The organism is Streptomyces sp. NPDC006134 (assembly GCF_040628835.1).
Taxonomy (GTDB): domain Bacteria; phylum Actinomycetota; class Actinomycetes; order Streptomycetales; family Streptomycetaceae; genus Streptomyces.
On sequence record NZ_JBEXTV010000044.1, the window covers coordinates 24,668 to 50,518 of the forward strand.

Below are 25,851 nucleotides of genomic sequence, written 5' to 3' on the forward strand. Positions count from 1 at the left end.
TGTGCAGTGGCTCACAGGGGCCCGACGGGAACGCCGCCAGGCGTCCGCCCGGTTCCAACTCGCCCGCGCCCCCTCCCTCTTGACATTGGTCCATACCTATTGACGCTCTGGTCTAGTCCTCTCTAGGGTCTGCGCAACTTCCGTGGAGAGGAACCGACTGTGCCTTCCCCCTCACGCCGCCGGGCGAGACCCGCCCTGTACGCGGCCGCCGCCGCGGCCGCCGGTCTCGTCCTCGCCGGCCTCCCGGCGACCGTCTCGCACGCCGCCGACCAGGAGTCCTGTCGCCCCGACGGCCTCTACAAGACCCCCGGCGCCGACGTCCCGTACTGCTCGGTCTACGACACCGCGGGCCGGGAGAAGATGGGCGCCGACCACCAGCGCCGGGTGATCGGCTACTTCACCGGCTGGCGCACCGGCAAGGACGGCACGCCCGCCTACCTCGCCTCCGACATCCCGTGGGACAAGGTCACCCACCTCAACTACGCCTTCGCGCACGTCGGCGCGGGCAACAAGATCTCCGTCGGCTCGGACGGTCCCGCCAACCCCGCCACCGGCATGACCTGGCCGGGCGTCGCCGGCGCGGAGATGGACCCGGCGCTGCCCTACAAGGGCCACTTCAACCTGCTGAACAAGTTCAAGAAGCAGCACCCGGACGTCAAGACGCTGATCTCGGTGGGCGGCTGGGCGGAGACCGGCGGCTACTTCGACGACAGCGGCAAGCGCGTGAACTCCGGCGGCTTCTACGCGATGGCCACCAACGCCGACGGCTCGGTCAACCAGGCCGGCATCGACACCTTCGCGGACTCGGCGGTCGCCTTCATCCGGAAGTACGGCTTCAACGGCGTCGACATCGACTACGAGTACCCGACGACGATGAAGGACGCGGGCAACCCGCTGGACTGGTCCTTCGCCAACGCCCGCCGGGCCGGTCTGGTCAAGGGCTACGCGGCCCTGATGAAGACCCTGCGGGAGAAGCTGGACCGCGCGGGCGCGGCGGACGGCAGGCACTACCTGCTGTCGGTCGCGGCCCCCTCCTCCGGCTACCTGCTGCGCGGCATGGAGACCTTCCAGGTCCAGAAGTACCTGGACTACGTCAACATCATGTCGTACGACCTGCACGGCGCCTGGAACGAGTACGTCGGCCCGAACGCCTCCCTCTTCGACGACGGCAAGGACGCGGAGCTGGCGGCGGCGAACGTCTACGGCAGCCGGCAGTACGGCGGCATCGGCTACCTCAACACCGACTGGGCCTACCACTACTTCCGCGGCTCGATGCCGGCCGGGCGCATCAACATCGGCCTGCCGTACTACACGCGCGGCCACAAGAACGTCCAGGGCGGCACCGACGGCCTGTGGGGCAAGGCGGCGGCGACCGCCTGCCCGGCCGGCTCCGGCCTGACCAAGTGCGGCGACGGGGCCGTCGGCATCGACAACCTGTGGCACGACAAGGACGACAACGGCAAGGAGTCCCCGGCCGGCTCCAACCCGATGTGGCACGCCAAGAACCTGGAGAAGGGCATCGTCGGGGACTACGTGACCAAGTACGGCTTCCCCGCCGACACCAGGCTCACCGGCACCTACGCCCGCAAGTACGACTCCACGCTGGTCGCGCCGTGGCTGTGGAACGCCGAGAAGAAGGTCTTCCTGTCCACCGAGGACGAGCAGTCGGTGGCCGCCAAGGCCGACTACGTCGTGGACCGGGGCATCGGCGGCACGATGGTGTGGGAGCTGGCGGGCGACTACGGCTGGAACGCGGCCAAGGGACAGTACGAGACGGGCGACACGCTGACCTCGCTGATGTACGAGAAGTTCAAGTCCGCCTCCCCGTACGGGGCGAAGGTCTCGAACAAGCCGCTGCCGGACAAGGCGGTGGACATCGGCGTGGAGTTCGGGGAGTTCAAGCTCGGCGACTCCAACTACCCGATCACGCCCAAGGTGAAGATCACCAACAACACGAGGACGACGCTGCCGGGCGGCACGGAGTTCCAGTTCGACTACTCCACCGCGGCACCGGGCAACGCCTCCGACCAGTCGGGCTTCGGCACGAAGGTGATCAGCAGCGACCACACGGGCTCCAACGTGGGCGGTCTGAAGGGCGACTTCCACCGCGTCTCGCTGAAGCTGCCCGCCTGGCAGACGCTCGCGCCGGGCGCGTCGGTGGAGCTGTCCTTCAACTACTACCTGCCGGTGTCCACGCCGTGGAACTGGACGGTGACCATCGCCGGTACGACGTACGCGCTCGCCGGGGACCTGGCGCGCGGCACGACGGTCGTCGAGCCGGGCTCCGGTTCCACGCCCACGCCGGACCCGACCGGTCCGTCCCCGGCGCCGGGCACGTGCGCCCCGCCCGCGTGGAGCGCGTCGTCGGAGTACGGCGGGGGTGCGACCGTGTCCCACAAGGGGCACTCGTGGAAGGCCAAGTGGTGGACGAAGGGCGAGGAGCCCGGGACCACCGGTGAATGGGGGGTCTGGCAGGACCTCGGCGCCTGCTGACCCCGTGACCGGACCGGCCCGGCGGCGGTGACGACGGCCTTTGCCCGCCGCCGGGCCTTCCAGCGGGGCGGCCCCGGCCGTGCGCGCGCCCGCCGCGCCCGCCGTCGCTTTCGCATGGGAGCGGCGGCGGGCGCGGCGGGGTTCACGGAGCCGCCGGGACGGCGTTCCGCGCGGCGCCGGGCTCCGGGCCGCCCGGCGCGTGACGCGTGCCCCCGGGATCGTCCCGCGCCCTGCCTACTTCCGCGGCGGGGCGAAGAGGTCGTCCTGGGCCCGGTCCCGGGCGGTGAGCAGCGCCCCGCGCAGGACGGCGCCGCCGCCCAGGGTGCCCGGCCGTACATGGGTGGGCAGCGGTGACATGCGGGCGAGGCGGTCCTGGACGCGGGCGGCGAGCGCGTCGCCGCCCGCCCGGCCGATCTCGCCGGCCAGCACCACGCAGCCGGGGTCCAGGACGGAGACGGCGGCGGCGGCGCCGAGGGCGATCCGGTCGGCGAGGGCGTCGAGGAAGCGCGCGGCGGCCGGTTCCGGGTCCTTCGCGTCCGCCGCCCGCCGGACCAACGCCGCCGCCCGCGGCTCGTGCGCGGCCGGCGGCGCCGCCAGCCCGTGCTCCGCCGCCAGGGCGACGATCGCGGACGCGGCGGCGAGGGAGTGGAAGCCGCCGTCGCAGTCGGTGGCCGACGGCAGGCCCGCCGTGCCCGGCACCGGCAGGAACCCGATCTCGCCCGCGCCGCCGGAGGCGCCCCGGCGCAGGGTGCCGTCGAGGACGACGGCGGCGCCGACGCCCAGGCCGAGCCAGAGCAGCACGAACGTGTCCCGGTCCCGGGCGGCCCCCTCGCGCTGTTCGGCGACGGCGGCGAGGTTGGTCTCGTTCTCGACGCTGACGCGCGCCTCGGGGAACCGCTCCTGGAGGGCGGCCACCAGGCGGCGGTGCCAGGCGGGCAGGCCGGTGGAGTCGCGGAGTTCGCCGCTGGCGGGGTCGATGAGCCCGGGCGCCCCGATGCCGACGGTGTGCAGGCGGCCGGCCTCCGCCTCCTTGGCCACGCGCTCGACCAGACCGACCGCCTGCTCGACGGCGGGACCGGTCCCCGTGCCGTCGCCGATCGGCGCGGACGCCTCGGCGAGCACCCGGCCGAGCAGGTCGGAGACGAGCACGGAGACGCCCTCGGTGCGCACGTCGAGCGCGGCCAGGTGCGCCCGGCCGGCGACGATGCCGTACAGCTTCGCGTTCGGTCCCCGGCGCTGCTCGCCGGACTCCCCGACCACCGCGATCAGGCCGGAGGCGGTGAGGCGTTCGACGAGGTCGGCGACGGTGGGCCGGGACAGGCCGGTCAGCTGCTTCAGCTGCCCCGCCGTCAACGGGCCCTCCTGCTGGAGCAGGCGCAGGGCGAGCCGGTCGTTGATGGCCCGGGCGGTGCTCGGGGATGCGGGCATGCCGGGATCCTCCCAGATCGGCGGGGCGCGTGCCGCGCGCCCCCGCCCCTCTATCTATCAGGCAGGGTTCCTGATAGTTTACGCGGCGCAGCGGGGAGCAGACGCACCGGAGGGGCCCCAGAATGAGTGCAGTGATCTACCAGCTACGGGACGTGCGGCGCGCCCGGTACGCGGTGGCGGCCGTGTTCGCGGTGCACGGCGCGGTCACCGGCTCGTTCGCGACGCGCGTGCCGTGGATCCAGGACCACGCCGGGGTCGGCGCCGGACAGCTCGGGCTCGCGCTGGCGTTCCCGGCGCTCGGCGCCTCCGTCGCGATGCCGCTGGCCGGCGGCATCACCCACCGCTTCGGCGCCCGGAGCGCCCTGCGCGGCCTGATGGCGCTGTGGACGCTGTCGCTGGTCCTGCCCTCCCTCGCCCCCAACCTCCTCACCCTCTGCCTGGCCCTGTTCACGTACGGCGCCACGGCGGGCATGGCGGACGTGGCGATGAACGCGCTCGGCGTCGAGGTGGAGAACCGTCTCGGCAAGTCGATCATGTCCGGGCTGCACGGCATGTGGAGCGCGGGCGCCCTGACCGGCTCGGCGGCCGGCACCCTCGCCGCCCACCTGGGCGCGGACGCCCGCCTGCACCACCTCCTGGCCGCCGCCGTCCTGACCGTGCTGGGCGTGACCGCCTGCGCCTGGGTGCTGGACCTCCAGCCCGCCGAAGACGAGGACCCGCCGCCCAGGTTCGCGCTGCCGCCGCGCTCGGCGCTGCTGATCGGCGCCGTCGGCTTCTGCGCCGTGTTCGCCGAGGGTGCGAGCCTGGACTGGTCGGCGGTCTACCTGGAGGACCAGCTGAAGACGTCGGCCGGGCTCGCCGCCGCGTGCACCACGGGCTTCACGCTCACCATGGCCGTGGCCCGGATCGCCGGCGACAAGGTGGTCGACCGGTTCGGGGCCGTGCGCACGGTCCGGGCCGGGGGCGCGCTCGCCGTCTGCGGCGGGCTGCTCATCGTCCTCGCGGGCCATCCGGCGGTGGCGATGGGCGGATTCGCCCTGATGGGCCTCGGCATCGCGGTCGTCGTACCGCTGTGCTTCGCTGCGGCGGGCCGCAGCGGGCCCAACCCCAGCCAGGCCATCGCGGGCGTGGCGACCATCACGTACACCTCGGGGCTGGTCGCGCCGAGCGCGATCGGCACGCTGGCCCAGGCGACCAGCCTGGTGGTGTCGTTCGTCCTGGTGACCGTGTTGTCCTGCGGCCTCGCGGCGTTCGCGGGGGTGCTGCGGGCGGGCGACCGCGACCGCCGGAAGGTCACCCGGCCGGACGCAGCAGTTCCCGGCCCGCGGCCCTGAACTCCTCGCTCCACGGTGCCGGGCGCAGCGTCCCGGCGTCCAGCCGGACCAGCACCCGGGTGCCGTGGGCGTGGGTGAGCGCGCCGTCCGCCGAGCAGAAGCGGAAGCCGTACGTCAGGCCGGTGGTGCCGAGCCGCTCCAGCCACAGGTGGACGGCGTGGTCACCCGGCCGGGTGACCGGCGCGTCGTAGGTGATCCGCAGCTCCTTGACCGCGTTGCACGCGTCCCCGGCCGCCGCCCAGTCGCCCTCGAAGCGCAGGCCGAGCAGGTCCCGCCACAGCTTTGCCCACGCCCGCTCGACCAGCACCGGGTAGCGGGCGTTGTGCAGCAGTCCGAGGGCGTCCAGGTCGTCGAAGTGGACGGTGACGGGGACGAGCCGGCCGTAGGAGAGGGCGGGCGCGGCGAGGGCTTCGGCGGTCACGGGTGGTGCTCCTGGCGCGTATGAGATGAGTGCTGTGTACATCCGTGGGAGGCGTCCTCATCCTAAGCAGCCGCTCAGATGTGCGAAGCATCCCCCGCGAGCCCTGACAATGGGACCGGATCTGCACAAACGACGAAAGCGACACCCCCATGGATCTCGGCGTCCGCTGGAAACTGCACGGCGACGGACGCACGCCCGCGCCCGGAGCGGTGGTCCGCCCCGACGAACGGCTCTCCTGGCCGCGCACGGCCGGGCTGGGCGCCCAGCACGTGGTGGCCATGTTCGGGGCGTCCTTCGTCGCCCCGGTCCTGATGGGCCTGGACCCCAACCTGGCGATCATGATGTCGGGTGTCGCGACCGTCGTCTTCCTGCTCGCCACGCGCGGCCGGGTCCCCAGCTACCTGGGCTGTTCGCTCTCCTTCGTGGGGGTCGCCGCGGTGATCCGCGCGCAGGGCGGCAGCAGCGCCACGGTCACCGGCGCGGTCCTCGCCGTCGCCGCGGCGCTGTTCCTGGTGGGGCTGGCCGTGCAGCGGTTCGGGGCGCGGATCATCCACGCCGCGATGCCGCCGATCGTCACCGGCGCGGTCGTCATGCTGATCGGCTTCAACCTCGCGCCGGTCACCGCCTCCACCTACTGGCCGCAGGACCAGTGGACCGCCCTGCTGGTGATGCTGTTCACCGGTCTGGCCGTGGTCTGCCTGCGGGGTTTCTGGTCCCGCATCGCGATCTTCCTCGGCCTGGTGTTCGGGTACGGCATCTCCTGGGTCTTCGACCGGATCTTCGGCCGCATCCACTCGGTCGACGGCAGCGGCAAGGTCACCGACCACTGGCGGCTGGACTTCTCCGCCGTCGGCCAGGCCGACTGGATCGGCCTGCCCTCCTTCCACGGACCGTCCTTCCAGTGGTCGGCGATCCTCGTCGCCCTGCCCGTGGTGATCGCGCTGGTCGCCGAGAACGCCGGGCACGTCAAGGCGGTCGGCGAGATGACCGGCGACCCGCTCGACGACAAGCTCGGCACGGCGATCTCCGCCGACGGCGTCGGCTCGATGCTGTCCACCGCGGTCGGCGGTCCGCCCACCACCACCTACTCCGAGAACATCGGCGTGATGGCCGCGACCCGCGTCTACTCGACCGCCGCGTACTGGGCCGCTGCCGGCTTCGCCCTGCTGTTCGGCCTGTGCCCGAAGTTCGGCGCGGTCGTCGCCGCGATCCCGGGCGCCGTCCTCGGCGGCATCACCGTCATCCTGTACGGCATGATCGGCCTGCTCGGCGCGCAGATCTGGATCAACGCCAAGGTGGACCTGCGCAACCCGCTGAACCTGGTCCCGGCCGCCGCGGGCATCATCATCGGCGTCGGCAACGTCAGCCTGAAGTTCACCGACAACTTCTCCCTCAGCGGCATCGCGCTGGGCACCCTCGTCGTCATCACCGGCTACCACGCGCTGCGCGCCTTCGCCCCCGCGCACCTCAAGACGCAGGAGCCGCTGCTGGACGAGGGGACGTCCTCGTACGACGCGGAGGCCGGCGCGCAGGCAGACGCGCAGGCAGACGCGGAAACCGGCGCACAGGCCGGCCCGCGGACCGGCCCGGAGGCCGACGGCGGCTCTCAGCGCGCCAGGTCGTAGGCGTACGACGCCGTGAACGTCCCCGGCCTGCCCCGGCACCCGTCGGACTCCCCCGGCAGCTTCACCCACAGGTAGGCGTCGATCCGGTCCTCCCCGGTGCTCAGGGTCGGGGTGCGGCCCAGCCGGCGGCCGTCCGGGTCGCACCACCGGCCGTCGGCCGGGGCGCCGTTGCCGTTGCGGCTGGTGTCGACGACGGCGCCCAGGCTCTCCGGTCCGCCGAGGGCGTCGAGGACCGCCCGGTCGTAGGCGATCTCGTCGGCCGTGGTGTGGAAGTTGGAGACGTTGCTGAAGATCCCGTCGGAGGAGGCGGGCGAGGCGGCCCCGGCCTGCCGGAGCCACCCGGCCTGCCGGGCTGGCGCGTGCCAGCCGGAGTGCCCGGCGTCGTAGTAGACCCGCGCACGCGGGTTGGCCTCCTTCAGGACGCGGCCGGCGCGGGCCAGGGAGGCGAAGCGGTCGGCGCGCTCGGCGCCGGAGAGGCAGTCGGCCTGCGCGACCGAGTCGGGCTCCAGGATCACGATGACCTCGCCGGAGCCGAGCCCGGCGGCGAAGCGGTCGATCCAGTCGTCGTAGGCGGCGAGGTCCGGGGCCCCGCCCTGGGAGTGCCCGCCGCAGTCGCGGCCGGGTATCGCGTACGGCACGAGGACCGGGACCCGGCCCTGCGCGGCCCCGCCCGAGGTGACCTCGCGGACCCGGGCGGTGAGGGTGTCCGGGGTGAAGTCGGCGAACCACACGGCCGCCGGGTGGCCGGCGATGCGGGACGCGATGACCGGCCGGCGCGGGTCGTCGGGGTGGGCCCGTACCCAGTCGAGCACCTGGGAGTCGGGGTGGCGGTAGAGCCGGGGGCCGGCCGCGGTGGTCCGCTGTCCGCCCGCCGTCCGCGCCGGCGAGGGGGCCGGGGCCGTCTCCGTCCGCTGCCGCGCCGTGGGGGACGGCGAGGCGGGCCCCGTCGTGACCGCCGGGGACGGCGTGTCCGTCGGGGACGGCGCGGGCGGCTCGACGGGCGGCGGCTCCGGGCGCGGAGCCTGCGTCACCCGGGGCCGGGCCTCGTCCGCGCCGCGGTCCCCGCCGAGCGCGGACATCGTCCCGGCCACGGTGCCGACCGCGACGACGACCGAGGCCGCCGCGACCATCGCGCTGCGGCGGGCGGCCCGCCTGCGCGCGGCCCGGCGCGCGGCGAGCCGCCGGGTACGGAGCCCGGACACGGCGAAGTCCCCCCTCCCCCTGCGCGGCGGCCGTGTTCCCCCGTTCCGGGGAAGCTCCCGGGCCGCCGGCACTCCGGCCAGACTAAAGCTGCCACGCTGCCCCCATGGCGCACTGCGAGCAAGTCATCTCCGCCGCCGGCACGGTGGACACCGTCATCTCCCGAATGCGCTCCCTCGGCGCGGCCCTGCCCGCGCGGGACGGGGTCGCGGTCTTCAACCGCGTCTACCTCGCCGTCACCGAGGCGGTCGACCGGCACATCGACGCCGGGGGTTTCCCCGACGCCCGCGCCGCGATCGCGCTGGATGTGCGGTTCGCCGAGCGGTATCTGGCCGCCGTGGAGACGGCCGCGGCCGAGCGCCGCCCGCCGGCCTGCTGGCGGCCCCTGTTCCAGTTCCGCCGCCATCCCGGCGTACGTCCGCTGCAGTTCGCGCTGGCGGGCATCAACGCGCACATCGGGCACGATCTGGCGCTCGCCGTGGTGGACACCTGCCGTACGCTCGACTGCGAACCCGTCGACCTGGAGGACGAGTTCGACCGCGTGGGCGACCTCCTCGTGTCGCTGGAGGAGCGCATCCGCGAAGATCTGATGCCGGGCCCCGACCTCCTCCAGATCGCCGACCCGCTCACGCATCTGCTCGGCGCGTGGAGCCTGGAGCGGGCCCGCGACGCCGCCTGGACGGCGGCCCGGGCGCTGTGGGCGCTGCGCCGGCTGCCGGACGTGGCCGGGGAGTTCGCCGAGCGGCTGGACACCGCGGTGGGCTTCGCGGGACGCATGCTGCTCACGCCGCTGCCCGGCTGATCCCGGCCGTCTCCGCCGCCGCCCGGGGAACTCCCGTACCAGCGCGGTACGTTGACGCCTCGGGCACCCGACGGCGAAGGAGCACACAGGTATGGCCACCCGGCTCGGACTCGGTCTTCCGCAGATGCGCCAGTACGACCTCGGCAAGGACGTCCCCGACGTGGCCCGCGCCGCCGAGCGCACCGGCTACGAGAGCCTGTGGGTCCTCGAGCGGGCCCTGTTCCCCGAGCCCGCCACCCAGGGGCTGTACGGCATCGAGGGCCTGCCCTGGCCCGACACGTACCGGAACGTGGCCGACCCGCTGGTCACGCTGACGCTGGCCGCCGCGGCCACCGAGCGGGCCCGGCTGGGCACCAGCGTGCTGGTCGCCCCGCTGCACGTGCCGTTCCAGCTCGCCAAGGCGCTGGCCTCGCTGGACGCGGCGAGCGGCGGCCGGGTGATCGCGGGCTTCGGCACCGGCTGGTCCCTCGACGAGTACGCGGCGTCGTCGGTGCGGCCGTTCGAGGAGCGCGGCCGGGTGCTGGACGAGCTGATCGAGGTGTGCCGGGCGGTGTGGGGCCCGGACCCGGTGGTGTACGACGGGCGGCTGACGAAGATCGCCTCCGCCGTGGTCGGCCCGAAGCCCGCCCGGCCCATTCCGGTCATGCTGGCCGCGAGCAGCCCCCGGGCCCGCCGCCGGCTCGTCGACCACGCCGACGGCTGGCTGCCGGTGGGCATGGGCGTCGAGGCGCTGGCCGCGCAGTGGCGCGCACTGCGGGAGCTGGCGGCCGAGCGCGGCCGGACGGAGCCGATCCGGACGGTGCTGCGGATCAACGCGCAGTATCAGGCGAAGGCGTACGACGGCCAGGGGCGCCGGCCGTTCCAGGGCAGCGCCGGCCAGATCGTGGAGGATCTGGCCGCCCACGCCGAGATCGGGTTCGACGAGATCCTCCTCGACCTCCAGAGCCCGCTGCGGGACGCCGAGGAGCTGAAGGACGTCGCCGCCGAGGTGTACGAGAAGGCGCGGGCGGCCGGGATCTGAGCCGGGCGCCACGGGATGACGGCCCCGTGGCGCCGCCGGGGCTCTCAGTCCTCCGGGAGCTCGACGGGCGCGATCTCGTCGTACACGTCGCCGGGGCCGGGGTTGGCCGGGTCCGTCTCCCCGCCGAAGTGGTGCATGACGCCCCAGACCGCGTTCAGCGCGGTCTGGATCGCGCCCTCGGCCCAGCCGGCCGTCCAGGAGATGTCGTCGCCGGCGAGGAAGATGCCCCGCTTGTCCTCGGGCAGCCGGTCCTGCATGAAGTGGGTGAACAGGCGCCGCTGGTAGCGGTAGTGGCCGGGCAGGTTGGCCTTGAACGCGCCCATGAAGTAGGGCTCGTTCTCCCAGGAGACGGTCACCGGGTTGCCGATGATGTGCTTCCTGATGTCGACCTTCGGGTAGATCTCGCCGAGCGACTTCAGCATGACCTCCATCCGCTCGTTCGCGGACAGCGGCAGCCACTTCAGGCTGTCGTCGCACCAGGTGTAGGACAGGCAGATGACGGCCGGCTTGTCGGGGCCGTTGTCGAGCAGGTAGGTGCCGCGGGTCATGCGGTCGGTGAGCGTCATCGACATGACGTCCCGGCCGGTCGGGTTTCCCCTGTCGTCGACGGCCTTGTCCAGCCAGAAGGGGCGGTCCACGGGCACGAAGAGCTTGGAGCTCTCCATGTAGTGGGTGCGCTCGATGGCGGTCCAGTGGTCGATCGGGAAGAGCGCGTCGTCGCAGGCGATCTTCGACAGCAGCATCCAGGACTGGGCGGTGAAGATCGCCGCCCGGTAGGTGCGGATGTCGCCGTTCGCGTCGGTCACCGTGATGTGGTTGCCGGCGGTGCGGTGGAGGCGGGTGACGGCCGGGCGGGGCTCGCCGTTCACGTGCAGGGACTTCAGCGAGGTGCCGTACGGCCAGTGGACGATCTTCTCCGGCTCGCGCTCCCACAGGCGCAGCGGCAGCTGCTGGGAGCCGCCGACGATGCCGCGGTGGTGGTCGTCGGCCTCGGTGTAGACGACCCGCAGGATCTCCAGGATGGAGTTGGGGAAGTCGGTGTCCCAGCCGCCGGTGCCGAAGCCGACCTGGCCGAAGATCTCGCGGTGCCGGAAGGACTTGAACGCCTCCGACTCGCAGAGAAAGCCGTAGAAGGTCTGGTTGTCCAGCTTCTCCACCAGCCGGGACCAGATCTCGCGGATGCGCGGCACGTCCCGCTCGCGCAGGGCGCGGTTCATGTCGGAGAAGTCGGCGCCCTCCTCCAGGCACCTGTTCCAGGCGTCGGCGACGTCCCGGTAGACCTGCGGCAGGTCGTCGAGGGTCTCGGCGTAGTGGGTCTCGCCCTTGAGGTCGACGACGGTCGACGGGGTCGCCTCGGCCAGCGGGTTGGGGAACGGCCGGGTTTCCAGGCCCACCAGGTCGATGTAGTGCTGGAGGGCGGTGGAGGACGGCGGGAAGCGCATCGCGCCCATCTCGGCGGTCAGCGACGGGTCGCAGCCCTCGAAGCCGACGGTGCGCAGCCGGCCGCCGATCTGGTCGGCCTCGTAGACGACGGGCTTGAGGCCCATCTTCATCAGCTCGTAGGCGGCGACAATGCCGGACAGGCCACCGCCGATGACGGCGACCTCGGTGCCGTGCTCGGTGGCCGGGATCTGGCCCAGGCCCGCCGGGTGGGCGAGGAAGTCGTCGTAGGCGTAGGGGAAGTCCGGGCCGAACATGGTGATCGGCGGCTGCTGCTCGTCGGTGTGCTCGACGGCGTTGGGCACCGTGGACGTCATGGGGTACGGACTCCTTGCGCGAAAAGCTGAGGGGGAGGAGGGAAGACTGGGGAGGGGCGGCTCAGGTGAGGGAGCCGTAGAGGCCCGGGCGGCGGTCCCGCAGGTACGGGTTGGCCTCGCGGGAGGCGGCGAGGAAGGCGGGGTCGGCGTCGGCGACGACCAGTTCCTCGGCGCGGCCGGCCCGGGTGCGGGCGATGCCGTCGGGCCCGGCGAGGACGGACAGCCCGACGAACTCGAACTCCTCCTCGGGGCCGACCCGGTTGACGTACGCCACGTACATCTGGTTCTCGAAGGCCCGCACCGGCACCAGCGACTCGGCGACGAACTGGAACGGGTGCATCTGCGCGGTCGGCACCAGCAGCAGGTCGGTCCCGGCCAGGGCGTGGGCGCGGACGTTCTCCGGGAACTCCACGTCGTAGCAGATCATCAGGCCGACGGTCAGACCGCCCAGCTCGGCCTGGACGACCGGCCGGTCGCCCGGCGTGAAGTGGTCGCGCTCGAAGCAGCCGAAGAGGTGGGTCTTGCGGTAGTTGGCCAGGCGGGTGCCGTCGGCGGAGATCAGCTGGGCGGAGTTGTAGACGGTCCCGCCGTCCCGCTCGGGGTAGCCGTAGGCGATCGCGAGGCCGTGGCGCGTGGCGATCTCCGCGACCGCGTCGGCGGCGTCGCCGTCGGCGGGCTCGGCGAGCCGGGCGATGCCGTCGCCGATCGCGTACCCGGTCAGGAACATCTCCGGAGCGGCGAGCAGCCCGGCGCCCGCGGCGGCGGCGCGGCCCGCGGCCTCGTCGAGGACCTTGAGGTTCTCGACGGTGGAGCCGGGTCGGCCGGAGCTCTGGAGCAGGGCGGTGCGCATGCGTGTTCCTCACCGGGTGGGCGGGGGGTCGGGGGGCCAGATAGACGGTACGGTCGGCGGGTTCGGCCGGACAAGGAGGAGCCGTTGCGCTCCGGTGAGCGGATCGTTGCGTCCGCCGCCGCCTTGGCGGCGATTCGTTGCGCCGGGGCCGAAGGCCGGTCCGCCCCGGGGTGCGGGTGTCCCGCCGGCTCTCCCGCCGGGTGGTGAAGGCGAGGGCCCGTCCCTGGTACGCATGCGGCGGGCCGGCCGTGACCATCCGTCCCACCTGCGGAAAGGGCTGCCGTGCCCCACCGCGCGACGGCCGCCCCGCCCGGCGCCGAGGGCGGGGGCGGGGGCACCGAGGTCGGGCACACGGGCATCGAGGACGGGGCGCGGGCGCCGAGAACGGGCACGCGGGCATCGAGGACGGGGCGCGGGCGCCGAGAACGGGCACGCGGGCGTCGAGGACGGAACGTGGACGCCGAGAGCGAGGCTCGGACACCGAGGACAGGCACGCGGGCGTCGAGGACGGAACGTGGACGCCGAGAGCGAGGCTCGGACACCGAGGACAGGCACGCGGACACCGAGAACGGAGGCGCCGGCGCCGAGAGCGGGCACGCGGACACCGCGGGCAGGCACGCAGGCGCCGAGAGCAAGCACACGGACACCGAGAGCGGGCGCGAGACGCGCGGTGCCGGGCACCACCACCGCAGCCGGGCCGGGACCGGCGGCCACCCCGCTCCGGGCGTCGCTCCGGATGTCACCCCGGGCGTCACGAAGGCGCCGAGTCCCGGGGCCGGGCGGCGGCCTGCGAACGGGCCCTGGCCGCGCCCGCCGCCAGCACCGCGGCCGTCACCAGGTAGGGCACCGCCGCCCACGCGAACGCGGTGCCGTGCCCGGCCGCCGTGCCGGTCGCCGCGTACGCGCCGAAGGCGGTGACCGTGGCCAGTTCGGTGCCCAGGCCCGCGACCGAGGTCAGGGTCGCGCGGCCGGTGGCGTCGATACGCCGCTGGAGGCGGGCGTCCGCCACCACGGTCGCCAGCTGGAACCCGCCGAAGGCGAGCGCGACGAGCAGGAGACCCGCCGGTGTGCCCGCCGCGCCGCCCGCGGCCAGGGCCGGCCCGGCGACCGCCAGCAGGACGGCGAACCCGCCCGTGCCCAGGCGCTCGGCGGCGCCCGCCAGCAGGCCGCCGGCCATGGCACCGGCCCAGACCACCAGGAGCAGCCAGGGGACGGTGTCCGGCGCCACGCCGGTCTCGCGGACCAGCAGCGGGGTGTACTCGTCCAGCGCGCCCCATACCGCGGACACGGCCGGGACCAGCAGCAGCGCGCCGCGCACCGACCGGTCGGCGCGGGCCTCGGCGAGTCCGGCGCGCAGGGTGCCCGTCCAGCCGCCGCTGCCGGCGACCGGCCGGCGGTGTTCCGGGAACCGGGTCGCCGTGGCCGCCGTCAGCAGGCAGACCAGCACGCTCGCCGCGCCGACGGCCGCGTAGCCGCCCCAGGCCAGGACCGGACCGGCGAGGCCCATCGCCGCCACCACGGCCACCAGCCCGGCCGTACGGGCGCGGCCCATGACCCGGGCGTACCGCCCGGCGGCGCCGAGCCGGTCCAGTTCGTCGTACACCAGCGCCTGCAGCGCGCCGGAACCGAGTGCTCCGCCCGCGCCCCACAGGACGAAGCCGAGCGCGAACGCGCCGTACGACGGCACGAGCACCCACAGGGCGAAGCCGGCGGCGGTGAGCAGCGGGTCGAGCCACAGCAGCCGGCGCCGGGAGACGGCGTCGGCCCAGGCACCAGAGGGGACCTCCAGCAGGACGTTGGTGGCGGACCAGAGGGCGAAGAGGGAGGAGATCTGCCAGACCGACAGGCCGGTGTCGGCGAACAGCAGCGCGTACACCGGGTAGAGCAGGACCAGTTCGTCCAGGAACGCGTAGCCGTACAGCGTGGTCGTCAGCCGGCGGACGCCGGCGGCGGGCACGCGCGCGGGTGAGGATGAGTGAGTCATGGGGCCTTCCCGAGAGGCGGTACGGACACCTGTGGTCGCGGTGTCCGAGGCGGCCCTCGGGAGGCGTGCCGGTGGGATCAATGTCGCCAGGTCATGACATCGATGCTAGAGCGGCCGGGCGAATCGCCGCAGCGGAACGGACGAGCCCGGCCGGCCGCCACGGCGGCGGCGGGACGGACGGAACCGGCCGCCGGTCCCGCGCGCTACGCGGGCGACCCCGACGAGTAGCGGCGCAGCAGCGGCGACAGCACCAGGACGGACTTGGTCCGCTCCACGAACGGCTCCCCGGCGATCCGCTCCAGGACCCGTTCGAAGTGCCGCATGTCGGAGGCGAAGACCTGGGCGATCGCGTCCGCGTCCCCGGTGACGGTGGACGCGGCCACGACCTCCTGGTAGCGCTCCAGACCCCGCTGGATGGTCTCCGGCGAGGTGTTGCGGCGGCAGTAGATCTCGACGAACCCCTCGGTCTCCCAGCCGAGGGCACAGGGGTCGACCCGGACGGTGAAGCCGGTGATGGCGCCGGTGGCGCGCAGCCGGTCCACGCGCCGTTTCACGGCGGGCGCGGACAGGCCGACCAGCTGCCCGATGTCCGCGTAGGAGCGGCGGGCGTCCTCGGCGAGGGCGTGCACGATGCGTTCGTCGAGATCGTTCAGCACTGCGGGTGGTTCACTTCGCTTCTGATGGTGCCAGTCGGGAGCGGCGGTAGCCGTATACGAAGTAGAACACGAGCCCGACGGCCATCCAGACACCGAAGACCACCCAGGTGATGGTGGACAGGCTGCCCATCATCCACACGCAGAAGGCGAAGCCCAGCACCGGCAGCACCGGGGAGAGCGGGACGCGGAAGGTGCGGGGCATGTCCGGGCGGGTCCGGCGCAGCACCACGACGGCCACGTTGACCAGGGCGAACGCGAACAGGGTGCCGATGCTGGTGGCGTCGGCGAGCTGGCCGAGCGGGATCGCGGCGGCCAGGACGCCGCAGAAGAGGGAGACGATCAGGGTGTTGGCCCGGGGCGCGCCGGTCTTCGGGTGGACCTTGGAGAACACCTTGGGCACGAGCCCGTCGCGGGACATGGCGAACAGCACGCGGGTCTGGCCGTACAGCACGGTCAGGACGACGCTGGCGATGGCGATGACGGCACCGAAGGCGAGCAGGGTGCCCCAGAAGGTCTGCCCGGTCACCTCGTTCATGATCTGGGCGAGCGCGGCCTCGGTGCCGTCGAACGCCTTCCAGGGCTTGGCGCCGATGGCGACGGCGGCGACGAGGACGTACAGCGCCGTGACGATGACCAGCGACAGCATGATGGCGCGGGGCAGGTCGCGCTGGGCGTTCCTGGCCTCCTCACCGGCGGTGGAGGCGGCGTCGAAGCCGATGTACGAGAAGAAGAGCGTCGCCCCGGCCGCGCTGACGCCGGCCATGCCGAGCGGCATGAAGTTCTCGTAGTTGCCGGAGCGGAAGCCCATCAGGCCGACGGCGCAGAACAGCACCAGCGCGGCGATCTTGACGACGACCATGACGGTGTTGGCGCGGGCGGACTCGCGGGCGCCGCCCAGCAGGAACACCATCGCGAGCAGGACGACGATCAGCGCCGGCAGGTTGAAGATGCCGCCGTCGCCGGGCGGCGCGGACAGCGCGGCCGGGATGGTCACGCCGATCGTCCCGTCGAGCAGTTCGTTGAGGTACTCGCCCCAGCCGACGGCGACCGCCGCGACCGAGACGCCGTACTCCAGGACCAGGCACCAGCCGCAGACCCAGGCGACCAGTTCGCCCATCGTTGCGTACGCGTACGAGTACGAGGAGCCGGCGACCGGGATGCTGCCCGCCAGCTCGGCGTAGGACAGGGCGGAGAAGAGCGCCGTGAAGCCGGCGATGACGAAGGAGAGGGTGACCGCCGGCCCGGCCTTGGGGACGGCCTCGCCGAGGACGACGAAGATGCCGGTGCCGAGGGTGGCACCAATGCTGATCATGGTCAGCTGCCACAGGCCGAGGGAACGGCGCAGGGTGCCTCCCTCGCCCTGGCCGCCCTCCGCGACCAGGCGTTCCACGGGCTTGCGACGCATCAGGCGCGCTGCTACCCCCGGTGAGGAGGGGGTGGTCTGAGAGCGAGGGGGCGGGGATGCGCCATGGTCGAGCACGCGCTGACTCCTTTGTCGCTGCCGGTCACTGCCGGTTTCGAGCGGCGGGTGGGTGCTGAGGCAGCGGGGACCGATGGAGCCCCGGCGAAGGCCGGGACCCATCGAGCGGGGTCCCCGCCACGCCACGTACAGCGCAGAACACTACGAGGGCGGAGTTGCCCCTGTAATGCAGCAACCTTGCGCGTCTCCGCACGATCGTTGCGTTCACCGGGCCGGGGCGTGCGTTCGTTGCGCGGAGGCTGCCGACCGTTGCGCGACGCCGCTGGTCAGCACCGCTCCGGCTCGCCCGCGAGCACCCGCGTCCCGGCGGCGCCCGACGCGTCGAACCCGGTCGCGCGGGCCTCGCGGACGGTGAGCCGACGGCCGCAGTCGGCCTCACCGTCGGCCTCACCGGGGCGAGGAGTCACGGCGGCCCGGTCCGGTCGAGTTCCCTCACCGGGAAGGTGCACGGGTCGGTGACGTGGCGGACCGTCCCGTCGGTGTCCTCGTACGACCAGCGGTCCAGGTAATCGAGCAGCGGCCGGTATCCGAGCCGGGCGTACAGGGCGGCCGCGCGTGGGTTGCCGGCCGCGACGCCGAGGCCGACGGCGGTGCGGCCCCGCCGCGCGGCGCGTTCCTCGGCGGCGCGGACCAGCGCGCTTCCGATGCCCCGGGAGCGCAGGCGGGCGGGGTGGACGGCGAGCGCGTTGATCTCCGGGCAGCCGGGGCGGGCGGCCCGTACGTCCGGATCGTCGCAGCCGCCCCGGCGCACCTCGGCGTGGCCGACGGGCCGGCCGTCCAGCCAGGCGACGAGGCAGGTGCTCTCACCCGCCTCCTGGCGCGCGAAGCGCCGAGCGTGGCAGGAGACGGCCCCCGGGGAGCCGATGTGCCGGTCGGGCAGGGCCACGTCGGTGGTCCGGCAGACGGAGATGTCCATGCGGTCGACGGCCCGGCGGTCGGTGGGATCCATGCCGTCGACGGTAGAGGCCCGGGCACGCCGACGGCCCCCGGTTTTCACCGGGGGCCGTACGGTACCGCGACCGCGGCGGGCGGGGCGGATCAGTTCCAGCTGGCGTGCAGCGGCTTGCCCTCGGCGTAGCCGGCGGCGCTCTGGACGCCGACGATGGCCTTCTCGGCGAACTCCTCCAGGGAGGCGGCACCGGCGTAGGTGCAGGAGGAGCGGACGCCCGCGATGATCGAGTCGATCAGGTCCTCGACGCCCGGGCGGGCCGGGTCGAGGAACATGCGGGAGGTGGAGATGCCCTCCTCGAACAGCGCCTTGCGGGCGCGGTCGTACGCCGACTCCTCCGAGGTGCGGTTGCGCACCGCGCGCGCGGAGGCCATGCCGAACGACTCCTTGTACAGCCGGCCGTTCGCGTCCTCGTGCAGGTCGCCCGGCGACTCGTAGGTGCCCGCGAACCAGGAGCCGATCATCACGTTGGACGCGCCGGCCGCGAGGGCCATGGCCACGTCGCGCGGGTGGCGGACGCCGCCGTCGGCCCACACGTGCTTGCCGTACTTCCTCGCCTCGGCGGCGCACTCCAGGACGGCGGAGAACTGCGGCCGGCCGACGCCGGTCATCATCCGGGTGGTGCACATGGCGCCGGGGCCCACGCCGACCTTGACGATGTCGGCGCCCGCCTCGATCAGGTCGCGCACGCCCGCGGCGGCGACGACGTTGCCCGCGACGATCGGGACCTGCGGGTCGAGGTCGCGCACCAGCTTCAGGGCGCTGATCATCGACTCCTGGTGGCCGTGCGCGGTGTCGATGACGAGGGTGTCCACGCCCGCGTCCAGCAGCTGCTGGGCCTTGCCCGCCACGTCGCCGTTGATGCCGACGGCCGCGGCGATGCGCAGGCGGCCCCGGGCGTCGGTGGCCGGCGTGTACAGCGTGGCGCGCAGGGCGCCCTTGCGGGTCAGGATGCCGGCGAGCCTGCCCTCGGAGTCCACGGCGGGCGCGTAGCGGCGGTTGGCGGCGTCGAGGGTGTTGAACGCCTCGCGCGGGTCCATGTCCGCGTCGATCAGCAGCAGGTCGCGGGACATGACCACTTCGAGCTGGGTGAAGCGGTCGACGCCGGACAGGTCGGTGTCGGTGACCACGCCGATCGGCTTGTGGTTCTCGTCGACGACGACACCGGCGTTGTGCGCCCGCTTGGGCAGCAGCGAGAGGGCGTCGGCGACCGTCTGGTGCGGGGCCAGCACGATCGGCGTGTCGAGGACGAGGTGGCGGCTCTTCACCCAGGAGACGACGTCGGTGACGACGTCGATCGGGATGTCCTGCGGGATGACGACCAGGCCGCCGCGCCGGGCCACGGTCTCGGCCATGCGGCGCCCCGCGATGGCGGTCATGTTGGCGACGACGAGCGGGATGGTGGTGCCCGTGCCGTCCGGAGAGCTGAGGTCAACACCCTGCCGCGAGCCGACGGCGGAGCGGCTCGGCACCATGAAGACGTCGTCGTACGTCAGGTCGTACGAGGGCTGGATGTCATTGAGGAAACGCACGTGCTGCACATCCCGGTGGTTCAGAGGTGGCCCCCGGACAGGTCAGCCAGGGGGAAAGAGCACGTACTTCATTCTCCCATGCGGGGCGACCCGACAGGCCCCGGCGGAACATCCAGACCGGCCGGCACACCTCTTGGAGGAACCTCCGAGAACCGGCGTCACCCGAGCGACACGAAGAGCCCCGCGGCACGGTCCGTCGCCTCCGCGAAGACCTCCTCGGCGACCTCCCACTCCTCCGGCCGCTCCCGCGCGTACTCCCCCCAGCCCCGCACGACGACCAGCAGTCCCCGCTCCACGGCCTGCTCGGGCCACAGGGAGTGGTCGGCCAGGACGTCGGCGAGGGCGTCCCAGTTGCGGCCGAACCACTCGGGCAGGTCCAGGGCGCGGGCGCAGCGGTCCATCAGGCCGGCCTTGTCCGTGACCCCGTCGAGGTCGATCGTGACCACGATCCGGCCCGCCGGGTCCTGCGCCTGCGTCATCTCGGTACCGCCTTGAAGGAGTCGTGGGGATCGTCGGTGGGGCGCGCCGCGCGGGCCCCGGCGGGCGGCCGGAGCAGGTGCGGAGCGGGTGCAGAGCGGGTGCGGCAGGCGGTACAGCGGGTCCCTGGCCCTGAGGACCAGGAGCGCCGGGAGGCCGTGCGGGACGCACCGCGGCGGCATGCCGCCGGCGCCGCCGCGGCCGCCCCGCACGGCCTTCCGTCACGCCCCGTCCGGGTCGGCCCGGTTCAGCGCCGGCCGCGGCGTCGGCCCGGCCGTCAGCAGGTAGTCCGCGGCCGAGGTGTCCGTCACCAGGCTGGTGACCAGCCCGGAGCGCAGCACCGCGTCGATGGCCGCCGCCTTGCGCTGCCCGCCCGCGATCGCGACGACCTCCGGGATGCGGCGCAGCTGGTCGGCCTTGACCGTGATGCACCGCTCCCCCAGGTCCCGTCCGACCCGGCGCCCCTCGGCGTCGAAGAGGTGCGCGGACATCTCGGCGGCGACACCGAGCGAGGCGTAGTGCGCGCGCTCCTCGTCGCTGAGCATGTCGTGCACCGTCGAGATGCCCGGCTCCCAGGAGCCGATGGAGACGCAGGCGACCGTGACCTTGTCGAAGTACTCGAAGGCCCGGGCGATCCCGGTCTGGTGGCGCAGCGCCTGCGCGGTGGCCACGTCCGGCAGCAGCATCGGCGCGTAGATGGGGTGGGCGTCGCCGCCGGACACCTGGGCGGCGCGGCGCACGGCCTCCACCGAGCCGCGCTCGGCGGTCCCGGCGTCGTACACGCCCGTCAGCTGCACCACCGTGCACGGCGGCAGCCGGTCCAGCGCCGCCGCCATGTGGATGGTGGACCGGCCCCAGGCCAGGCCCAGCACGTCCCCCTCGTCGACGAGTTCGCCGAGCAGGTCGGCGGCGACTTCGCCGAGGTTCTCGGGGTCGGGCGTCTCCTCGGCGTCGGCCGGGGACTCGACCACGACGGCGTGCCTGAGGCCGTAGCGGGCGCGGAGCGCGTCGGAGCGCTCCGCGTCCAGCTCGGCCGGCACGCGGATCTCGATGCGTACGAGGTCCCGTTCGAGGGCGGTCTCCAGGACCCGGGCCACCTTGAAGCGGCTGACGCCGAACTCCTCGGCGATCTGGATCTTGGATTTGCCCTCGAGGTAGAAGCGGCGGGCCATGGCCGCCGCCTGCACCAGCTCAGCGGGTCCCATCCGCATGGCTGACCGGCCCGCCGACATACCCGACACGGCGATCTCCTCACTGCTGTTCACACTCTGGATTCGCCGTTCATCCTCGCAGATCCGGCGCGGTTGATCAGCCCTGCTGGAAGCCGTTCACGTTCTGGACGCTCAGTGGTCGCACGCCCAGGACGCCCTGACGGTCGCCGCCTCGGCCTGCGCGCGCAGGGCGCGGACCGCCTCGGCCGGGTCGTCGGCCCCGTACACGGCCGACCCCGCGACGAAGACGTCGGCGCCCGCGTCGGCGCACTGCTCGATGGTGGCGGCCGAGACTCCCCCGTCGACCTGGAGCCACAGCTGGAGGCCGTGCTTGTCGATGAGCTGCCGGGTGCGCCGGATCTTCGGCAGCATGATGTCGAGGAACGCCTGCCCGCCGAAGCCGGGCTCGACCGTCATGATCAGCAGCATGTCGAGCTCGGGGAGCAGGTCCTCGTACGGCTCGATCGGCGTGGCGGGCTTGAGCGCCATGGAGGCGCGGGCGCCCTTGGCGCGGATCTCCCGGGCGAGCCGCACCGGGGCGGCGGCGGCCTCGGCGTGGAAGGTGACGGAACCGGCGCCCGCCTCCACGTACTGGGGCGCCCACCGGTCCGGGGCCTCGATCATCAGGTGGCAGTCCAGCGGGGTGTCCGTCGCGCGGGCCAGGGACTCCACGACCGGCACGCCGAGCGTGAGGTTGGGGACGAAGTGGTTGTCCATGACGTCGACGTGGAGCCAGTCGGCTCCCTCGACCGCCTTCGCCTCGTCCGCGAGGCGGGCGAAGTCGGCGGACAGGATGCTGGGGTTGATCTGCACGGCCATGCCCCAAGCCTGCCATGCCCGGCCGGGAAGGGTGGCGCCGGTCCCGCGGCCCGGGGCCGGGGCGCCCCGCCGCGGCCCGCACGCGCCGTCCGGGTCCGCCGCGTGCGGGGCTCCGGGCCGGGACCGGTGCACCCCGGCCGTCCGGTGTCAGCCGGTCCGCCGCACCAGCGCCAGGTACATCGCGTCCGTCCCATGCAGGTGCGGCCACAACTGCACGTCGGGCCCCTCGCCCAGGTCCGGTACGCCGGGCAGCAGCGGCCGGGCGTCGAGGAGTTCGGCCCCGGGGTGCTGTTTGAGCACGTCGGCGACGACGGCCCGGGTCTCGGCCAGGTGCGGCGAGCAGGTCGCGTAGCCGACGACGCCGCCGACCCGCACCGACTCCAGGGCCGTGCGCAGCAGTCCCCGCTGGAGCGGGGCGAAGGAGTCCAGGTCCTCGGGGCGGCGCCGCCACCGCGCCTCGGGCCTGCGGCGCAGGGCGCCCAGTCCGGTGCACGGCACGTCCACCAGGACCCGGTCGAAGGTGCCGGGCCGCCACGCCGGCCGGGTGCCGTCGGCGGCGATCACCTGGTACGGGCCGGGGTTGCCGTCCAGGGCCTTCGCCACGAGCCCCGCCCGGTGCGGCTGCTTCTCGGAGGCGAGCAGCACGGCGCCCCGCTCGGCGGCGAGCGCGCCCAGCAGCGCGGCCTTGCCGCCGGGCCCCGCGCACCCGTCCAGCCAGAACCGGTCGGAGCCCTCCACGGGCGCGTTCGCCAGGGCCAGCGCGACGAGCTGGCTGCCCTCGTCCTGCACACCGGCGCGGCCGTCCCGCACGGCCGGCACGGCTCCGGGCTCGCCGCCCTCGGTCAGCCGCACCGCGTACGGCGACCAGCGCCCCGGTACGGCGGCCTCCTCGCCGAGCAGCTCGTCGGCCGTGGCCCGCCCGGGACGGGCGACCAGCGTCACCTCGGGCCGCTCGTTGTCGGCGGCCAGCAGCTCCTCGATGCCGGCGCGCCCGCCACCGAGGGAGTCCCACAGGGCGGAAACGACCCAGCGCGGGTGCGAGTGGACGACGGCGAGATGGTCCTCGGGATCCTCGTCGTAGGGCGGCGCGACGCGCGCCAGCCACCCGTCGAGGTCGTCCTGGGCGATCTTGCGCAGCACGGCGTTGACGAACTTGGCCCGCCCGTCGCCGAGCACCACCCGGGCGAGCTCCACGGTGGCGGACACGGCGGCGTGGGTCGGGATCCGCGTCCCCAGGAGCTGGTGCGCGCCGAGGCTCAGCACGTCGAGGACGGGCGGGTCGACCTCCCGCAGCGGCCGGTCGACGCAGGCGGCGACGACGGCGTCGTACGTCCCCTGCCGCCGCAGCGTTCCGTACACCAGCTCGGTCGCCAGGGCCGCGTCCCGGGCGTCGAAGTCGCCTTTCTCCCGCGCCTTGCGCAGCAGCGGCGGCAGGACGAGGTTGGCGTAGGCGTCCCGCTCGTCCACGGCCCGCAGCGCCTCGAAGGCGAGGATGCGGACGGGGTCCTTCTGGGGCCGGCGGTAGGGCTTGCCCGGCTTGCGGGGCCGACGGGAGGTGTCGCTCACGAAAAAGGTGCTCCGGTGATGGGGTGACGTGGTGCTTTTCAGCCTACGTCGCCGGAGACCGGCCCATGACGGCGCACGGTGCCCGGTGCCGGACGGCGACAGCGCACGGTGCCCGGTGCCGGACGGCGACAGCGCACATCGCCGGGTGCCGGCCGGTGACGGCCACCGCCGCCCGCGGCCCCGGTCAGCCCCCGAGGCCCTCCCCCTCGGCGATCCGCACCCCGCGCGCCCAGTCCGCCGCCCTCATCGGCTTCTTGCCCTGGGCCTGCACCCACAGCAGCTCCACGGCGTGGGAGCCGGTGCCGGCGTACACATTGTTCTTGCCGGCGGACAGCTGCCCCGGGGCGAGGTCCGTGCGGTCCGGGGCGAGGGCGAGCTGGACGAGCTTGAGCCGCTCGCCGCGGAAGGTGGTCCAGGCGCCCGGCGCGGGGGTGCAGCCGCGCACGACCCGGTCGACGCGCAGGGCGGGGGCGTTCCAGTCGACGCGGGCGTCCTCGACGGTGACCTTGGGGGCGAGGCTGACGCCCTCGGCCGGCTGTGGTACGGCCTTCAGGGTGCCGTCCTCGATGCCGTCCATGGTCGCCGCCAGCAGCCCGGCACCGGCGAAGGCGAGGCGGGTGAGCAGGTCGCCGCTGGTGTCGGTGGGCCGGACGGTCTCGGTGAGGGTGCCGTAGACCGGCCCGGAGTCGAGCCCTTCCTCGATGAGGAAGGTGGACGCGCCGGTGATCTCGTCCCCCGCCATGATGGCGTGCTGCACGGGCGCGGCCCCCCGCCAGGCGGGCAGCAGCGAGAAGTGCAGGTTGACCCAGCCGTGGGCGGGGATGTCGAGGGCGGCCTTCGGCAGCAGGGCGCCGTAGGCGACGACGGGACAGCAGTCGGGCGCGATCTCGCGCAGCCGCTCCAGGAATTCGGGGTCCCGCGGCTTGACGGGCTTCAGCACCTCGATCCCGGCCTCCTCGGCCCGCTCGGCCACGGGGGACGCGACCAGCCTGCGCCCGCGCCCGGCCGGCGCGTCGGGCCGCGTGACGACGGCGGCCACCTCGTGCCGCCCGGAGGAGAGCAGGGCGTCCAGGGCGGGAACGGCGACCTCGGGGGTACCGGCGAAGACGAGCTTCATGGGTGGGCACGGGCCTCTCGGACGGGGGCGGTTGCGGGCAGCGCACCAGTCTATGGGGCGCGTCCCTCGCATCCCCTGTCACCCACGGCCGGACGGCCGGACGGCCGCCGATGGCGGACGGCCTCCGCGGGAGAGGCCCGCTTCCCGCCCGGCCGGAAACGGGCGGTGCGCAGGCGGAGGGCGAATCCGGGGCCGAGGACCGAGGCGCGGACCCTCCCGCCCCCGGGGGGGGCGTACGCATATGCTTCCGCGCCCCCACACCGTGACCCGCGCAGCGCCTCCGCGTTGGTCAAGTAACAGTTGACCCACGCGGGCCGCCTTCGGCCCGCATTCCTTTCAACGCCGGTTCGAGAGGCTTGTTCATGGCCGACCACGCATCCCACGACGCCCAGGCTCGGGCCAGCCTGCACTTGCTGGTGCGCGACATCGAGCGGGTCCGCCGGCAGGTGGACGCGCTGCGCACGCTCACCGCCCAGCTCGGCAACGTCTACCGCCCGCGCCGCTCCGGCCCCTCCACGGGCTTCGTCGTCTACGGACGCGCCCCCGCCCCGACGGTCCGTCTCGCGCAGGAGCTGCGGGACAGTGTCGAGACCCTGGTCACGGCGGCCGTGGACTTCGACCGCTCGCTCGGCTTCTCGTGGGACGCGGTGGGTTCCGCCCTGGGGGTCACCAAGCAGGCGGTGCACCGCCGCTACGGCTCGCGCCGCGCCGCGGCCCAGGCGGCCGGCGCCGAGGCCGAGCGGACGTCCGACCCGTCGGGCGCCCGCACGGTCACCGTGGGCGCCGGCCTGCCCACGGTCCCGACGGTCCCCGCGGCCCGCTCCATGCCGGCCCAGCCGACGGCCGGCAGCCCCGCCCTGCGCGACGAGGCCCGGCCGACGGCCTTCCCGGGCCCCCGCAACGGCTGACGCACCGCTCACCCGCCCTTCCGGCGCACACCGGGAGGGCATTCTTCTGCGCCCGGGCCCCTGTCACCCGATGCCGGGCGAATCCCACCCGATGCCAGGCGGATCCCACCCGATGCCGGGCAGATCCCACCCGATGCCGGGCAGATCCCACCCGATGCCGGGCAGATCCCACCCGATGCCGGGCGAATCCCACCCGATGCCGGGCGAATCCCACCCGATGC

22 protein-coding genes are annotated in these 25,851 nt (G+C 74.0%); 6 read left to right on the forward strand and 16 right to left on the reverse strand.

Annotation, left to right across the window (positions count from 1 at the left end; translation table 11 throughout):
• Positions 1-159 precede the first annotated feature (159 nt).
• Entirely contained in the window at positions 160-2,493 is a 2,334-nt protein-coding gene (locus ABZ340_RS25880) for a chitinase C-terminal domain-containing protein (protein ID WP_358784217.1), read from the forward strand.
• A gap of 234 nt (positions 2,494-2,727) precedes the next feature.
• On the opposite strand, the gene ABZ340_RS25885 is transcribed toward ABZ340_RS25880, so the two are convergent.
• Positions 2,728-3,921, reverse strand: a complete 1,194-nt coding sequence (locus ABZ340_RS25885) for an ROK family transcriptional regulator (protein ID WP_358784218.1) — start codon at positions 3,919-3,921, stop codon at positions 2,728-2,730.
• A gap of 122 nt (positions 3,922-4,043) precedes the next feature.
• Here ABZ340_RS25885 and ABZ340_RS25890 point away from each other — a divergent pair, with 122 nt between their 5' ends.
• A complete protein-coding gene (locus ABZ340_RS25890) occupies positions 4,044-5,255 on the forward strand; it encodes an MFS transporter (RefSeq protein WP_358784219.1) in 1,212 nt (403 codons plus the stop codon).
• On the opposite strand, the gene ABZ340_RS25895 is transcribed toward ABZ340_RS25890, so the two are convergent.
• Positions 5,215-5,676 carry a thioesterase family protein gene (locus ABZ340_RS25895; RefSeq protein ID WP_358784220.1) on the reverse strand — a complete coding sequence of 154 codons (462 nt, stop codon included), beginning with the start codon at positions 5,674-5,676 and terminating at the stop codon, positions 5,215-5,217. The genes ABZ340_RS25890 and ABZ340_RS25895 overlap by 41 nt on opposite strands.
• 149 nt (positions 5,677-5,825) lie before the next feature.
• Here ABZ340_RS25895 and ABZ340_RS25900 point away from each other — a divergent pair, with 149 nt between their 5' ends.
• Positions 5,826-7,301: a solute carrier family 23 protein gene (locus ABZ340_RS25900; RefSeq protein WP_358784221.1), complete on the forward strand. Its 1,476-nt coding sequence runs from the start codon at positions 5,826-5,828 to the stop codon at positions 7,299-7,301.
• Here ABZ340_RS25900 and ABZ340_RS25905 read toward each other — a convergent pair.
• Positions 7,283-8,431, reverse strand: coding sequence for a glycoside hydrolase family 6 protein (locus tag ABZ340_RS25905; protein ID WP_358784249.1), 1,149 nt, complete (start codon positions 8,429-8,431; stop codon positions 7,283-7,285). The genes ABZ340_RS25900 and ABZ340_RS25905 overlap by 19 nt on opposite strands.
• A gap of 176 nt (positions 8,432-8,607) precedes the next feature.
• Between ABZ340_RS25905 and ABZ340_RS25910 the strand changes: the two genes are divergently transcribed.
• Together ABZ340_RS25910 and ABZ340_RS25915 are read left to right on the forward strand one after the other, a co-directional pair.
• Positions 8,608-9,303: a DUF5995 family protein gene (locus tag ABZ340_RS25910; protein WP_358784222.1), complete on the forward strand. Its 696-nt coding sequence runs from the start codon at positions 8,608-8,610 to the stop codon at positions 9,301-9,303.
• Positions 9,304-9,394: 91 nt separating this feature from the next.
• Positions 9,395-10,324 carry an LLM class F420-dependent oxidoreductase gene (locus ABZ340_RS25915; protein WP_358784223.1) on the forward strand — a complete coding sequence of 310 codons (930 nt, stop codon included), beginning with the start codon at positions 9,395-9,397 and terminating at the stop codon, positions 10,322-10,324.
• 44 nt (positions 10,325-10,368) lie between these two features.
• On the opposite strand, the gene ABZ340_RS25920 is transcribed toward ABZ340_RS25915, so the two are convergent.
• The 13 genes from ABZ340_RS25920 to fmt all read right to left on the reverse strand — a co-directional run bounded on the left by ABZ340_RS25920 (position 10,369) and on the right by fmt (position 24,722).
• Complete coding sequence (locus ABZ340_RS25920; RefSeq protein ID WP_358784224.1) at positions 10,369-12,081, reverse strand: NAD(P)/FAD-dependent oxidoreductase; 1,713 nt, start codon at positions 12,079-12,081, stop codon at positions 10,369-10,371.
• A gap of 61 nt (positions 12,082-12,142) precedes the next feature.
• Entirely contained in the window at positions 12,143-12,931 is a 789-nt protein-coding gene (locus tag ABZ340_RS25925) for a carbon-nitrogen hydrolase family protein (RefSeq protein WP_358784225.1), read from the reverse strand.
• Between the two features lie 751 nt (positions 12,932-13,682).
• Positions 13,683-14,915: an MFS transporter gene (locus ABZ340_RS25930; RefSeq protein WP_358784226.1), complete on the reverse strand. Its 1,233-nt coding sequence runs from the start codon at positions 14,913-14,915 to the stop codon at positions 13,683-13,685.
• 203 nt (positions 14,916-15,118) lie between these two features.
• Positions 15,119-15,571, reverse strand: coding sequence for an Lrp/AsnC family transcriptional regulator (locus ABZ340_RS25935; RefSeq protein ID WP_358784227.1), 453 nt, complete (start codon positions 15,569-15,571; stop codon positions 15,119-15,121).
• A 10-nt stretch (positions 15,572-15,581) separates the two neighbouring features.
• Complete coding sequence (locus tag ABZ340_RS25940) at positions 15,582-17,051, reverse strand: amino acid permease (protein ID WP_358784228.1); 1,470 nt, start codon at positions 17,049-17,051, stop codon at positions 15,582-15,584.
• Positions 17,052-17,317: 266 nt separating this feature from the next.
• Positions 17,318-17,458 carry a hypothetical protein gene (locus ABZ340_RS25945; protein WP_358784229.1) on the reverse strand — a complete coding sequence of 47 codons (141 nt, stop codon included), beginning with the start codon at positions 17,456-17,458 and terminating at the stop codon, positions 17,318-17,320.
• Positions 17,455-17,967: a GNAT family N-acetyltransferase gene (locus ABZ340_RS25950; RefSeq protein WP_358784250.1), complete on the reverse strand. Its 513-nt coding sequence runs from the start codon at positions 17,965-17,967 to the stop codon at positions 17,455-17,457. The genes ABZ340_RS25945 and ABZ340_RS25950 overlap by 4 nt, the downstream gene beginning before the upstream one ends.
• A gap of 122 nt (positions 17,968-18,089) precedes the next feature.
• Positions 18,090-19,532: a GuaB1 family IMP dehydrogenase-related protein gene (locus tag ABZ340_RS25955; RefSeq protein WP_358784230.1), complete on the reverse strand. Its 1,443-nt coding sequence runs from the start codon at positions 19,530-19,532 to the stop codon at positions 18,090-18,092.
• A gap of 158 nt (positions 19,533-19,690) precedes the next feature.
• Entirely contained in the window at positions 19,691-20,011 is a 321-nt protein-coding gene (locus ABZ340_RS25960) for a barstar family protein (protein ID WP_358784231.1), read from the reverse strand.
• Between the two features lie 219 nt (positions 20,012-20,230).
• On the reverse strand, positions 20,231-21,274 hold the full coding sequence (locus ABZ340_RS25965) for a sugar-binding domain-containing protein (RefSeq protein ID WP_358784232.1): 1,044 nt from the start codon (positions 21,272-21,274) through the stop codon (positions 20,231-20,233).
• Positions 21,275-21,352: 78 nt separating this feature from the next.
• Positions 21,353-22,039: a ribulose-phosphate 3-epimerase gene (rpe, locus tag ABZ340_RS25970; RefSeq protein ID WP_358784233.1), complete on the reverse strand. Its 687-nt coding sequence runs from the start codon at positions 22,037-22,039 to the stop codon at positions 21,353-21,355.
• Between the two features lie 147 nt (positions 22,040-22,186).
• Positions 22,187-23,605 carry a transcription antitermination factor NusB gene (locus ABZ340_RS25975; RefSeq protein ID WP_358784234.1) on the reverse strand — a complete coding sequence of 473 codons (1,419 nt, stop codon included), beginning with the start codon at positions 23,603-23,605 and terminating at the stop codon, positions 22,187-22,189.
• Between the two features lie 184 nt (positions 23,606-23,789).
• Entirely contained in the window at positions 23,790-24,722 is a 933-nt protein-coding gene (gene fmt / locus ABZ340_RS25980; protein WP_358784235.1) for a methionyl-tRNA formyltransferase, read from the reverse strand.
• A 362-nt stretch (positions 24,723-25,084) separates the two neighbouring features.
• Here fmt and ABZ340_RS25985 point away from each other — a divergent pair, with 362 nt between their 5' ends.
• The gene (locus tag ABZ340_RS25985; protein ID WP_358784236.1) at positions 25,085-25,630 is read left to right on the forward strand and encodes a hypothetical protein; all 546 of its coding nucleotides are present in this window, start codon (positions 25,085-25,087) and stop codon (positions 25,628-25,630) included.
• Positions 25,631-25,851 lie beyond the last annotated feature (221 nt).